The sequence below is a fragment of the Psychrobacter sp. R86515 genome, from assembly GCF_042466315.1.
Taxonomy (GTDB): Bacteria; Pseudomonadota; Gammaproteobacteria; order Pseudomonadales; family Moraxellaceae; genus Psychrobacter.
Genome location: NZ_JAXHCC010000001.1, coordinates 2210539 through 2224943, shown reverse-complemented (window position 1 = coordinate 2224943; position 14405 = coordinate 2210539). Strand labels below are relative to the sequence as shown.

The window sequence follows — 14405 nt, the reverse complement described above, 5'->3', positions numbered from 1 at the left end:
CACAAAAGATAATAAACAACTTTCTACTATTTCATATTTTCGTTACTATTTAGGCTTATCTATTTCCTAGCTCTATGCTTTCCACTCGCGTAAAAAGGACTTTGCGATGTCACAGTTATTATCTCGCCACCATCGAACCGCTCAGCAGCGTAAACCGAAAATTAATACCTTACTCAAATCTAGCGCCGTGCTCATTACCAGTACGTTACTGCTATCTATATCCGCACAGGCTGTAGAGTCAACGACCTCAATAAGTAATGCGACGGTCGACAATACATCAATCAATACCAGTGCCATAAACTTGGCCATCATGGCTGATAGTCCAACGGTACTCTCTGAAACCAAGCGCATCACGAGAGCGAAGACAAATACACTTAATACCACATCGAACAATGCTAATAATGCTAATAATGCTAATAGCGACCAAGCCATCTATTCTGAAGACGCCATTCACCATCCAGTTTGGGCAAAGAACGGCATGGTCGCTACCCAAGAAGCGCTTGCCTCTGACATCGGTTTACAGATTTTAAAGGACGGCGGTAATGCGGTAGATGCTGGCGTTGCGGTGGGTTTTGCCCTAGCAGTAACCTTGCCGCGTGCGGGTAATATCGGTGGTGGCGGTTTTATGATGATTTATGATGCCAAACAAGGCAAAACGGTGGCGCTTGATTACCGTGAAAAAGCACCGAGTAGCGCCTCACGTGATATGTACCTTGATAAAAAAGGCAATGCTGTTAGCGACTTATCTCGCTATCATGGCTTGGCAGTTGGCGTGCCAGGAACAGTAGCAGGACTACTAAAAGCGCTAGAAGAGCATGGTACGATGAGCCGTGAGCAAGTTATGGCACCAGCGATAGCACTGGCTGAAGGCGGTATAGAAGTCACCGCTGGCTTGTCAGAGTCACTCACGGCGTTGAGCGATCGCCTGCAAAAATGGCCAAGTACTAAAAAAGTGTTTTTTAAGCCTGATGGCAGCGCTTATCAGCCAGGTGAACGTCTAAAACAGCCTGAGCTTGCGCGTTCTTTAAAGCGGATTGCGGTACAGGGTACCGATGGGTTTTATAAGGGTGAAACTGCTCAAAAATTGGTCAAAGCAGTCAACGAAGCAGGCGGTAGCATGAGCCTGCAAGATTTGGCCAATTATCAAGCCATCGCTCGCGAACCTATCAAAGGCGACTACCGTGGCTATGAGATTGTTTCTATGCCGCCGCCTTCCTCTGGTGGTATTCACATCGTGCAGATTTTGAATATCTTAGAAGGCTATCCGCTCAAAGACTACGGACAAAACAGCGCACAGACTATTCACTTAATGGCGGAAGCGATGCAGTTAGCGTATGCAGATCGAGCTGAGTATCTGGGAGATGCTGACTTTATCGATGTACCTGCCAGCGGCTTAACGTCACAAGCCTATGCTGATAAACTGCGTACGTTGATTGATCCCAATAAAGCCACGCCAGCAGCCACTATCAAAGCAAACAATCCTCTGCCGTACGAGAGCGATCAAACCACGCATTTCTCTATCGTTGATAAAGATGGCAATGCGATAGCCAACACCTATACGTTGAACTTCTCTTATGGTACTGGTCTCGTTGCGGATGGTACAGGCATTCTGCTTAATAATGAAATGGATGATTTCTCTGCCAAACCGGGCGTACCAAACGGCTACGGCTTACTTGGTGGCGATGCCAATGCGGTGGAAGCCAATAAGCGTCCACTGTCTTCTATGAGTCCGACACTCGTATTCAAAGACAGCAAACCTTATATCGTTACTGGTAGCCCAGGTGGTAGTCGTATCATCACGACTGTCACTCAAATTATATCTAACGTCATCGACCATGATATGAATATCGCTGAGGCAACACATGCGCCGCGTATCCACGATCAATGGTTACCTGATGAGATTCGAGTCGAAAAAGCACTGAATATTGATACCGTGAAAAAGCTCGAATCAATGGGTCATACGGTCAGTCCAAAATCTGCGATGGGATCTACGCAATCGATCATGCTCACACCAAACGGTGTTTATGGATCGTCTGATCCACGTATTGTCGATGCGGCAGTGGTTGGTTATTAAACAAACTGACTTTAATTATCAATCACATAGCCCTCTATACCTCGTTGTATTGAGGGCTTTTTGCTGTTGTCTATAACTGAGTTTTTACATCTTAATGACTTAACTTACGCAGATTAAACCCTTTGAACCTGTGGCTGTCTGCGGCAAATAATGCTATTATTGACGACCCCATTTAAAACGTATCAATATGGCTATCGAGGTCTTATCGGCCTCTAGATATCAGTATAATTGATTGATAATCATCAGTTATTTTATCGGTAGCTTATTTCTTTGATCGTACCAGTAAGAGTCTTCTATGGCATTTGTACATCTTGGCATTCACAGCGAATATTCCATCACCGATTCTATCGTGCGTATTAAACCGCTGGTAAAAGCTGCTGCGGCTGATAATCAGCGCGCGTTGGCATTGACCGATTTGTCCAATTTATATGCCACGGTAAAGTTTTATCGTGCCTGCTTAGGTGCGGGTATCAAGCCTATCATTGGCAGTGAAGTCATCATGGATAATGAAGACACACGCCTCACCTTACTTGCGATGAATAACGAAGGGTATCAAAACATTACCCGTATTGTATCGCTTGGATTTACCGAAGGTCGCGCTGATCCTGTCAATCATGGCACGCCAGTTATCAAGCGCAGTCATATCTTAGAGTATGCAGCAGGTGTGATTGTACTGCTCACCGAAAAGTCAGACGTGGGTCAAGCATTGGTCGGCTCGATGCCAGAAAAAGCCGATGAACTACTTACTGAATGGCAGGCAAAATTTGATGATCGTTTATACTTTGCGATCAAGCGTACCAATCGTTCAGGCGAAGATGCTTTTATTAGAGCAGCCATCCATTCAGGTGCCAAACACAACATCCCTATCATTGCGCATAATGACGTGCGTTTCTTAGAGCAGGATGATTTTGATGCTCATGAAGCCCGCGTTTGTATTGCAGGCTCTTATGTTCTTGCTGACCCAAACCGTCCGCAGACTTACTCGGATGAGCAGTATCTAAAAACACAAGCTCAGATGGAGCAATTATTTGCTGATATTCCGCAAGTAATTGATAATACCTTGCGTCTCGCTACACGCTGCAATGTCACCTTGACACTTGGGATTAACGTCCTACCTGATTTTCCTGTTCCTGAAGGCGAGACGATTGAATCGTTTTTCCGTGCCGAGTCACAACGCGGTCTTGAGCAGCGCTTAGACAAGCTGTTTCCTGTCGAAGCGCGTACTGATAATTGGAGCGATTTCCGTCAGAGATACGATGAACGCCTTGCATATGAATTAGATATTATTCTATCCATGGGCTTCCCTGGTTACTTCCTAATCGTCATGGACTTTATCCGTTGGGCAAAAGCCAATGGTGTACCAGTAGGCCCTGGACGTGGTTCTGGTGCAGGTTCATTGGTCGCATACGCATTAAACATTACCGACCTTGACCCGATTCATTACGATCTACTATTCGAGCGCTTCTTGAACCCTGAGCGGGTATCGATGCCCGATTTCGATATCGACTTTTGTATCGAAGGTCGTGACCGCGTCATTGATTATGTCGCGCAAACCTATGGCCGTGATGCCGTCTCCCAGATTATTACCTTTGGTACTATGGCCGCAAAAGCGGTTGTGCGTGATGTGGCACGCGTACAAAGCAAATCATACTTTTTAGCCAACAAGATATCCAAGCTGATTCCAAAAACACCTGGTATCACACTGAGCCAAGCGCTTGAGCAAGAGCCACAGCTCAAAGACTTGATCTCTAATCCTGATAATATGGATTATGAAGATGCCATTGAGATTTGGGAGATGGCGATTAAGCTGGAAGGCGTCTGCCGAAATGTCGGTAAACATGCTGGTGGCGTATTGATTGCTCCGCACAAAATCACTGACTTTAGTGCCATTTACTGTGACGATGAAGGTCACCGCGTCAGCCAGTTTGATAAAGACGATGTAGAAGCTGTTGGTTTGGTGAAGTTTGACTTTTTGGGTTTACGTAACCTAACCGTCATCAACGCTGCGGTTGAAAATATTAATTTACGCCGTGCAAAAGAAAACGTACCTGCCTTAGTTTTAGAAGATTTGCCGTTAGATGACAGCAAAGCCTATAAGCTGCTGCAAGATGCCAAAACCACGGCGGTCTTTCAGCTAGAAAGTATGGGCATGAAAAAATATCTGGCTAAACTGCAACCGACCAATATCGAGGATGTCATCGCTATGTGTGCGCTGTATCGTCCTGGCCCACTCGATGCAGGCATGGTAGAGATGTATATCGACCGTAAGCATGGTCGCGAAGAAGTCATTTATGACCATCCTAATCTTGAGCCGATTTTAGAGAACACCAATGGCGTTATTGTCTATCAAGAACAGGTGATGCAAATTTCACAGGTGATGGCAGGCTATAGTTTGGGCGGTGCTGATATGCTACGCCGTGCGATGGGTAAAAAGAAACCTGAAGAGATGGCCAAGCAGCGCGATATTTTTGTCACGGGTGCCACCTCACAAGGCATCGATGAAGTCACATCAGGCGGTGTGTTTGACTTGATGGAAAAGTTCGCAGGTTACGGTTTTAACCGCTCGCATTCTGCGGCTTACGGGGTATTGGCTTATCAAACGGCCTACCTAAAGCAATACTACCCTGCTGAATTTATGGCAGCGGTCTTAACTTCAGATATGAACAACACCGACAACGTCGTGTTCTTTATCAATGACTGCCGTGAAAACTTCGGGTTGACCGTAGTCAATCCTTCGGTCAATCGTAGTGAGTGGCATTTCGTTGCCGATACTCCAACCAATATCATCTATGGTCTTGGCGCAATCAAAGGCGTGGGTGAAGGCGCGGTAGAGTCTATCGTAGATGCCCGCCGCACGGATGGTCCTTTTAAAGATTTATATGACTTCTGCCGCCGTGTGGACATTAAAAAAGTCAATAAGCGCACCCTTGAAGCGTTGGTCAGCGCTGGTTGTTTTGATGACTTTGCCGCCACGCTACGACCTGACTTGCCAGCCGACGAAGCTTACGAGATTCGCGGTGCCTTAATGAGTCAATTGCCAAGCGCCGTACAGGCTGCTGAGCAAGATCGTCAAAACCGCGAAATCGGTATGATGGATTTGTTTGGTGAAATGGATGGTGTGGTTGCAGCGCCGCCGTTAGTGATGACGCCAGAGCTCATTTGGGGTGACAAACACCGCCTAAAAGCTGAAAAGAACACTTTGGGACTGTACTTAACGGGACATCCAATCAATGAGTATTTGGATGAGTTAAAACGCTACACCTCTGGTGCACGTCTCGAACAAGTTGACCGATACAGGCTATAACGGCAGCTGCTATTTCTCGGGGCTTATTATAGATATTGCCAACTTTGGTAATCGTAACGTGATTACTTTAGATGATGGTACATCGAGACTCGAGGTCAGCTGCTACGCTGAGCGTTTTAATCGTGTCAAAGAGCAGTTGAAAATCGATGAAGTCGTCATCATCAAAGGCAGCATCCGTGAGCGTGATGGACGCTTATTTGCACGTCTTGATAGTGCTATGAGCATGGTAGATGCCAGACTACGTTGGCTCAAAAAAATCAGTATCAAAGTTCACGGTAGTGATATTAATTTGCTCACACGTCTACAGCCGTTACTTAAATCAGCCCAAGCTGACATTATTCCCGAGCCGCGTCTGGCTTATAACCAAGAGCAAGACGAGCAAGGTGGCAGCGGTAGTAACGTCTACGACCCTGCAATGGGTGGCAGCTTGTATGATGAAAATGGCAATGATTTATTAGCATTAGAAAGCGACATGAACCATGACGCGGCCAATCAAAACGGTATGCCAGCCAGTTATGCCAATAACGCCCTGAGTAATACTGACGCTTCTATCAATGATAATTGTCTGCCACTTGGACTAAGCATTTATGAAGTCTATGGCATCGCAAATGTTGGACTGTCTGAACACTGGCGCGTTTACCCAAATGACGATAACTTGCAGACATTAAAGACTTTGGTCAGTGAAGAGAACTTACATTTCCATTACAGCTAAGACGTACATTACGTTTTAAAAATTCATTATAGTAATCTTATTGCTTTAACTTTTATAAATTGGACAACCACCATGGATGACACTACAAATAATAATATGCTAGGACAAACTGATGAAGAAATCATCAATCATCAACAGTTCGAGGACATGCGTGACCTGCTCGAAGAAGACTTTGTTGATTTGATACAAGTATATTTTGCTGATAGTAAGCAAAGAGTTGCAGCGCTACGAATTGCTCATCAAAAAGACGATAACGCCAATGGCTTTGAAACTGCTCATGCTCTCAAAGGTGCCAGCGCCAACTTAGGTACGACTCAATTAGTCCGTCTTAGCAGCCAGTTACAAGAATACTGCCGTGAGCGCCGTATCAATGAGCAAGCCGTCCTTATTGAAGAGATTGCCATTGCGTTACACCGTGCTGAACAAGAAATCAATCAGAGACTGGGACAATAATGAGTAACGAAGCTTCATTAGCAGTATCATCACATACAGTAAGCGACTACCTTGCTTGCCTACAAGTAGTCATGGTCAATACAACTTTGCCTGCCAATATTGGTTCGGCTGCCCGTGCAATGCATACCATGGGCTTGTCTCGCTTAACGGTGGTCGATCCTAAATTACCGATTGACGAAACCAGTGTGTCTCATGCAGCGGGTAGCAGTGAATTATTATCCTCAGCTTTGATTGCACCCACTTTAGAATCTGCTATTTCAGACTGTCAGTTGGTATTTGCCGCTAGCAGTCGTAGTCGTCATATGCCGCGCCCCGTCGTGACACCTACGCAAGCTGCTAAGATTATATTTGACTTTATCGATGCACAAGCAGCTTTAAGTGCAGACGATAGTAATGCTGATACCTCATCTGCTGCGACTTCTAACAAACCAAATATTGCTATATTATTTGGACGTGAAGACCGTGGATTGACCAATGAAGAATTGGCTTATGCCGATTATCATATTCAAATCGACGCCAATCCTGCTTACCCTGTATTAAATGTTGCATCAGCGGTGCAAGTCATCGCCAGTTTTATTTTTGCTTATGCTCAAACGCACACTCAGACAGCTGATAGTCTAGATTCGGATACAAGCACAGACGCCCAATCGACAATCAATGTGAATTTGCGTCAGCAATGGGATGAGCCTGCTATTAATCAGCAGCAGTTGCAACAGCTCACTCAGCGCACCACTGACCTTATGGTGCAGCGAGGACTAGCAAATAGCGAACATCTAAAATCATTGCCATCACGCTTGTCTAGGCTTGGGTCACGTCTACAGCTTGATCAAAAGGAATATCAGTTATTAAGCGCTTTGATTGCAAAACTATCAAAAGACTAAAACAAGCCATTGCTTATCAGCTCGCTTTCATTTGACAGCTTTTTACTATATTTTGCGGTATAAAGCTGTTATAACTTGCAGAAGCTTAGCGAAAATATATATTCCTGATTATCCGAACTTTATGACCACAGATTAGAGCCATCGCTGTTTTCGCAACGACACTCTACCGACGAATAGATAGGACGCTTTATGTCATTGCCATCCAAATTATTCAAATCGCTTATTACTATTAAGAACGATTTGAAAGAAGATATTGATGCAGTATTCACCCGAGATCCTGCAGCGCGTAATAGTCTGGAAGTGATCCTAACTTATCCGGGCATACATGCGCTTGTTTTGCATCGCGGTGCACACTGCCTTTGGAACAATGAACAGAAACTAGCCGCTCGCGTGATCTCTTACGGCTCGCGCATCATGACAGGTATCGAGATTCACCCTGCTGCTAAGATTGGTAGACGGTTTTTTATCGATCATGGTGTCGGCGTCGTCATCGGTGAGACGGCTGAGATTGGTAACGATGTGACGCTATACCATGGTGTTACTTTGGGCGGTGTGTCTTGGAATAATGGCAAGCGTCACCCAACGTTAGAAGACGGTGTAACGGTCGGTGCTGGTGCAAAAGTTTTGGGGCCGTTTACTGTCGGTAAAAACGCTAAAATCGGCTCAAATGCAGTGGTAGTCAAACCAGTACCAGCAGGTGCTACGATGGTCGGCAGTGCCGCGCGTATGATCTCAGATCATCACGATGAAAAAGGCAACCCAATCGCGACAAAAGTACAAGACGCTAAGAAACAAGAAAAAGTGGCGCAGGCTGGTGAGAGCAACGATCAAACTAAAGATACTGCCCCTACTGCCAAACGCACCAATACCTTCCGTGCTTATGGTATCGACCCTTACTCACAAGACCCTGTCGCAGAAGCATTTGCTAAAATGCTTGAGCACATTCAACAATCAGAAAATCGTCTCGATCAACTGCAGTCAGCGATGTGTGATATTGATCCCAATTTTTGCAAAAAAGAGTATGACAAACTGTGTCTAGAGGATTTAGATGTGATTGGTCGTGCTGATGTAGAAGATATCAATGATGAAAAAAATCGCTAAGACAATCGTTAGAAGTAGGCAGTACTGTTACCGTATAAACTGATAACAAATGCTTATACGAATTGTAGAAAAGACACAATAAATTCAAGGCGGTCTTAGATAAAATCTACCATATCCGCATACATGGTAGATTGACTTGCTTGACTTCCTAGCAAATTCCAATCTTTCGAATCGCTGACTTTCATCTCAGAGTAAGCTGCACAAGCTAAGAAGTTCTCTGATGAGTTGATAACTTAGAAGACCTTTGTTCGTCCTGTATATCCAATATTACTCAATGTATACAACAACGATATAATCAAAATTAGATTGTGCTATATCTCTGTGCCTGCGCTATACCAGATATTTAACAATTTTTACTAAATAAATATATCCTGACCTCACCGCTTCTTGTGAGCTTTGATTTATCATATTGTTAAAATTAGAAAAAATTATTTAGCAGCCTTTCCGCACTGTTTACTTCACTAAAGCTATCAATTATTTCATTTTTAACCGTCTGCGACATGTATTTAGTACTTTTTAGTATTAGTAGTAGGTTTGAAATCGCCCAAGTAATCGTAAATAAAAATCTTTCTAGTAATTAATAAATTTATATCGACATACTGAATGGGGTGGCACTTCTCTTTATTGTATTCAAGATATTGATAAAACTCGTCCCTCTGTTGACCATTCCACTTATATCCATAAGGCATATTTCCTGAAAACGTTCTATGACTCTCAACTTTATGACCATCTATGGTCAATCTTAATATCTTCATTTTACTTGTGTCGGTATAACTACTTCGTAGATACAAACACCCTTCCTTTATATTATTTGGTTTTTCTGCTTTTCTTTCAGCGATATAGCGCACACCCCAGACCTCAAAAATAAAGTATCCGCATAATAAAGTTATGATGATAAGTTTTTGATGTCCGAGATAGATACCGCGGATTTTTTTACTATAACTTTTCATCCTTCTCTTCTTATAATTTTTAGGTTTCATCAATAACTGGGGTTAGTTTAAAACTAGCTATATTTAAATGTAATAGACCAACGTTCTTTACCACAGGTTATTTATCTTCGGTAAGGGTTTTAAGATGCTCGGAAGGCGTGTTATCGCAGGCAGATAAAGTAGAGATTATTATTACTAATAAACTCGTGACTATCTTTTTCTTCGAAAAGTTCATTGGTTTTTGCATAGGTAGTAGTGTCTTGAAGATTACATCGTCACTTATACTAACAATTGCCTATATAATCGCATAGTTTTTATTAGATTTTTGTCTAGGAAACTGATGCGCTGAGGCAGAGTGAATGCTGAATAGCGATAGTTTTAGGTGAAAAGATATAATAGCAGTTAAGATATGGCTACTCATTAGAAAAATTAGAGCTTGGTTAAAATCAATTCTTCAACCCCTGCTTCCTCATGAGCTTTAAATGGATAACGATCTGCCATTATTATCCAATCAGACATTGGTTTAGATACTAATTTCTTGCTTAGGCTATTATTTTCTTTTGATAATTTGATGAGCAAGATATCAATGTCTATCGTCACACGCCTTATTTGGTTAGGCTCAGTCTGTCGGCATCTATTACAATCGCCTTCAAGCGTTTTAAAAGTTTGCTGTAGTTGTTGCAGACTCATCGGTGTGGTCAATGTTAGATGGACACACTGATTGGTATAATCAGGTTTTGGTAATTGGGTAGTCGCAGTAAAATCAGGATTTTGAAAAGCCGTAGACAATCGCACCTCACCTAGCGCTGCCAAGCGCTGCCGAGCAAGCGGGAGATACTTGTCAGCTTGATAGTTACTACCTAGCGCTAACACTAGCTCTACCACGGGTTGCGCTTGCACAGTCTCAGGTGCGCATTGTGTGAACGTTGTCAAATTCAAATCCACGGGCTTTTTATGCATCATCGACTTGGCTGTCATTAACTTCTTTGGCAGCTTCTTTAGTAGCTAGCTCGTTGGTTGATGCTGGCGCATAGCGCGTTATTTGTACCCCGACTGCATCAGCTTGGGCAATAGCGGTAGGCTTAGCAATGCTCAACGTTATTTTTTGACAGTCATATTTTGCAAATATCTTATCAGAGATCTGACCAGCCAAATGCTCAAGCAGCTTTGCTTGAATCTCTTTGCACCACTCGCTCACATCATCGCAGACTTCTTTATAGCTCAGCGCATCGCTGACATCATCTGACACAGCAGCACGGCTAATATCCGTTTCAAGCGCGATATCAATTAGTAATGGCTGAGTGATAGCACGCTCCCAATCAAACACACCAATTACTGCATCGACTTTTAGACCTTTTATAAATACAACATCAGACTGAGTATGAAACATGCTTTCATCCTTGTTTGCTAATTTTTTTCGTATTATTAATATTTACTTAACCGATTTTAGCGCTTCTTCACGTAGGCGCGCCGCTTTTAACACTTTACTTGGACGATGGCGCCACAGGTCAATACTGAATAATAGCAGACCTAACCAAATCAAACCAAATACTGCCAAACGTTGTAAATCGAACGGTTCTTTATAATAGAACACCGCCAAAAAGAAAATAAAGGTCGGCGTCAGATAGTTCATAAAGCTCAGAATACTGTATGCAACGAGCTTGGTAGATTTATTGAATAATAAAAGCGGTATTAGCGTAATCGGACCTGCGATCATAAGCAGCCAAATATTTGAGCTAAACCAAAAGCTCAGTTGATGACTTGCCACATCAGATTGCCAAAACCACCACAGACATAACGGCACCAACATCGCAGTCTCAACAAACATGGCATCGACAGCAGTCAATGGCGTTTGTCGTTGAATCGTCCCGTAAGTACTAAAACTGAACGCCAAAATCAACGATATCCACGGCAGACTGCCAAGCATCACCACTTGAATGACCACAGACAATAATGCAAAGCCAATGGCTACCCATTGCAAAGGACGCAAACGCTCTTTGAATAGAATCATGGATAGTGCAACGCCAACCAATGGCCCAATAAAGTAACCCAAACTGGCCTCAAGAATACGGTCTTGATTGACCGCCCATACATAGGTCAGCCAGTTGGTTGCGATAATTAACCCAGAGACGAGTGATAGCGCAATCCATCTTGGGTTTTGCTTGAGCGTTTCTATCCACCCCCAACGTTTGGTAGCCACTAACACAATCAGTAGGCAACAAAACGTCCAAACGATACGGTGACCTATGATCTCCGTCGCATCATAATCAGATAGCTGTTTGAAGTATAACGGAAATCCACCCCAAATAAAGAACGCGATAAGCGCAGTGATAATGCCGCGTCTGGTTGTAGTGATTGGGGCAACGGGTTTTTTGATGACATTTTGGGTAGTCATAATATAGGACAACTTTTTAGAGCAAAGCGCGCTCTCACCTAATTCTAATTATTATTGTCAATTGAATAGTGAAAGCGCAGGGTTACTACAGTGAGATTATAAGGTAAAAAGCAATGTACTCATGCCAATAGTGACATGAGTACATTGCTAACGATGTTAGATTAAATTTTCAAGAGTTAATAGTAGCTTAGCGACTTACTCAGCCCCAGTATCCACTTGGATAGACATACCGATTTGGTTGGCAAGTTCAGCAAATCCGGGGAAGCTGGTATTAACCGTTTCAACCCCTTCAATGGTTATTTGCTGGGATGCACGCAGACTGGCTACAGAGAAGCTCATCGCAATACGGTGATCATGATGCGAGACAATATGACCGCCACCAAAGACAGGTTGGCTATTGTTTACTTCACCGTTTTCAGTAGCAGCGCCTTTGCCTTCGATAATCAGACCATCATCAGTTACAGTACAATCAATACCAAGTGTATGTAACCCTTCTGCCATCACAGCGATACGGTCTGATTCTTTAACACGCAGCTCTTTGGCACCAGTCAATACCGTCTGACCTTGTGCACAGCTGGCCGCGATAAATAATACAGGAAATTCATCAATCGCTAGCGGTACAAGATGCTCTGGTATCTCAATACCGACTAGGTTTGAGCTGCGAATTGTAATATCAGCAACTGGCTCGCCGCCCACATGTGTCTCATTGCTTAGGCTAATATCTGCATTCATTAATTTAAGAATATCAATGACGCCAGTACGCGTAGGATTGATACCTACTTGGGTCAAGGTCAGCTCACTGTTTTGACTGATGGCCGCTGCCACCATAAAAAACGCTGCAGATGAGATATCAGCAGGAACCGCGATATCGCCGCCTGTTAGTGTGCCGCCACCAGTAACACTGATGCGATTGCCTTCTACGGTTACCGGATAACCAAAGGCCGATAGCATACGCTCAGTGTGGTCACGGCTGATCTCAGGCTGTGTGACCGTTGTCGTACCTTCTGCCCATAGACCTGCTAGTAGCAAGCAAGACTTTACCTGAGCTGAAGCAACTGGCATATCATATTCAGTGCCTTGTAATGGCTTACCCACCGTGTCACGACCAGTGATACTGAGCGGCGCAGTACCACTATGACCAGTGCTCTGAATCACAGCTCCCATCGTGCGTAGCGGTGCCGCCACGCGCTCCATTGGGCGTTTATTCAAGCTAGTATCACCTGTCAACACGCTATCAAACGATTGCGCTGCCAAGATACCAGATAGCAGACGCATACTGGTACCAGAGTTACCCATATACAGTGGGGTTTTGCTAGGTTTTAGACCATTCATACCGACGCCATGGATGGTCAAGTTGCCATTATCAGGGCCTTCGATAGTCACACCCATATCACGGAATGCTTGTAGCGTCGCTAGCGCATCTTCTCCTTCCAAAAACCCAGTCACATTTGTCACGCCTGTGGCAAGACTGCCGAGCATAATGCTGCGATGCGAGATAGATTTGTCACCAGGAATGGCGATGGCGCCAGAAACAGTATTGCTAGGGGTAATATTATAAGAAGCTGACATAGCAGAAGTATCCGTATAAGGGGTGCTGGCTAACATATGGCCGAAATGTCGCCGTGCGGCTTGCGCGCGGCCCAAAAGTCCCATCAGGGCGGTTGAATCTTGATCAATGATAAGCTGGCGCATCGTCTGTAAATAGACACCATACTCATCAAGGGCGCTAACAATCGCGCTTTGGTTGGCAAAAAATATATCATGCCACATTTTAGGGTCACTGGCAGCGATACGCGTAAAATCGCGAAACCCACCAGCGGCATAACGAAACATATCTAAATTATCATCATGGCTTGCCAATTGCTCAACCAAATTAAAGGCAAGTAAATGTGGCAAATGGCTAGTGTGCGCTAATATGCGGTCATGATGCTCAGCATCCATTGACATGACATTTGCGCCTACTGATTCCCACAATAGTCGCAACTTTGCAATAGCAGTTGCACTGGTTGTCGGTAGCTCGCAAATAATGACACTATGATTGACAAATAAACTGGCGCGGCGCGCATGATACCCTGAATTTTCAGCCCCAGCAATTGGATGCGCTGGCACTAGACCTATCGGCAGCGAACCAAACACTGCTTTAGCGGCATCAATGATATTGACTTTAGTACTACAGACATCCGTTATGATGCAGTCACTGGCAAGCTGTCCGTTATCTATCGCTTGTTTGATATCAACGAACACTGCTTGAACTGCCTGTACTGGCACTGCAATGATGATTAAATCACTGCCAGCGATGACGTCTTTTAGGTTTGCACTACCAGCATCAAGTAGACCATGCTCGATGGCTTCTGTGATACTTGGTGCATGCCTATCGACTGCTACCAAACGCTCGCTCAAGCCATTATCTTTAATAGCTTGCGCAAAACTGGCACCAATCAGCCCAAGTCCAATCACACAAACTTGTTTAAATATAGGTAGCGTAGTATTTAGAGACGATTGAAGTTTATTATTTTTCTGACTACTCACGGCTTTTCTCGTTGGACACACTAAGAC

General features: G+C 44.0%; 9 protein-coding genes and 1 pseudogene. 5 read left to right on the top strand and 5 right to left on the bottom strand.

Annotation, left to right across the window (positions count from 1 at the left end):
- Positions 1 to 106 precede the first annotated feature (106 nt).
- The 5 genes and pseudogenes from ggt (at position 107) to cysE (ending at position 8525) form a co-directional block, all read left to right on the top strand.
- Positions 107 to 2074: a gamma-glutamyltransferase gene (ggt, locus tag SJY28_RS09305; protein WP_379544221.1), complete on the top strand. Its 1968-nt coding sequence runs from the start codon at positions 107 to 109 to the stop codon at positions 2072 to 2074.
- A gap of 295 nt (positions 2075 to 2369) precedes the next feature.
- A pseudogene (gene dnaE, locus SJY28_RS09300) lies at positions 2370 to 6090 on the top strand (DNA polymerase III subunit alpha).
- Between the two features lie 72 nt (positions 6091 to 6162).
- Positions 6163 to 6543: an Hpt domain-containing protein gene (locus SJY28_RS09295; protein ID WP_379544220.1), complete on the top strand. Its 381-nt coding sequence runs from the start codon at positions 6163 to 6165 to the stop codon at positions 6541 to 6543.
- On the top strand, positions 6543 to 7424 hold the full coding sequence (locus tag SJY28_RS09290; protein ID WP_379544219.1) for an RNA methyltransferase: 882 nt from the start codon (positions 6543 to 6545) through the stop codon (positions 7422 to 7424). The genes SJY28_RS09295 and SJY28_RS09290 overlap by 1 nt, the downstream gene beginning before the upstream one ends.
- Positions 7425 to 7613: 189 nt before the next feature.
- Entirely contained in the window at positions 7614 to 8525 is a 912-nt protein-coding gene (gene cysE, locus SJY28_RS09285) for a serine O-acetyltransferase (RefSeq protein ID WP_379544218.1), read from the top strand.
- Between the two features lie 506 nt (positions 8526 to 9031).
- On the opposite strand, the gene SJY28_RS09280 is transcribed toward cysE, so the two are convergent.
- The 5 genes from SJY28_RS09280 to SJY28_RS09260 all read right to left on the bottom strand — a co-directional run bounded on the left by SJY28_RS09280 (position 9032) and on the right by SJY28_RS09260 (position 14378).
- Entirely contained in the window at positions 9032 to 9475 is a 444-nt protein-coding gene (locus SJY28_RS09280) for a hypothetical protein (protein WP_101211930.1), read from the bottom strand.
- A gap of 408 nt (positions 9476 to 9883) precedes the next feature.
- Positions 9884 to 10432 carry a 2-amino-4-hydroxy-6-hydroxymethyldihydropteridine diphosphokinase gene (locus SJY28_RS09275; RefSeq protein WP_379544217.1) on the bottom strand — a complete coding sequence of 183 codons (549 nt, stop codon included), beginning with the start codon at positions 10430 to 10432 and terminating at the stop codon, positions 9884 to 9886.
- Positions 10407 to 10844 (bottom strand): dihydroneopterin aldolase, encoded by a 438-nt coding sequence (folB, locus tag SJY28_RS09270; RefSeq protein WP_379544216.1) that lies wholly within the window; start codon positions 10842 to 10844, stop codon positions 10407 to 10409. Before folB ends, SJY28_RS09275 begins: the two co-directional genes overlap by 26 nt.
- 42 nt (positions 10845 to 10886) lie before the next feature.
- Positions 10887 to 11849, bottom strand: coding sequence for an EamA family transporter RarD (gene rarD, locus SJY28_RS09265; RefSeq protein ID WP_379544215.1), 963 nt, complete (start codon positions 11847 to 11849; stop codon positions 10887 to 10889).
- Positions 11850 to 12044: 195 nt separating this feature from the next.
- Positions 12045 to 14378: a bifunctional prephenate dehydrogenase/3-phosphoshikimate 1-carboxyvinyltransferase gene (locus SJY28_RS09260; RefSeq protein WP_379544214.1), complete on the bottom strand. Its 2334-nt coding sequence runs from the start codon at positions 14376 to 14378 to the stop codon at positions 12045 to 12047.
- Positions 14379 to 14405: the final 27 nt, after the last annotated feature.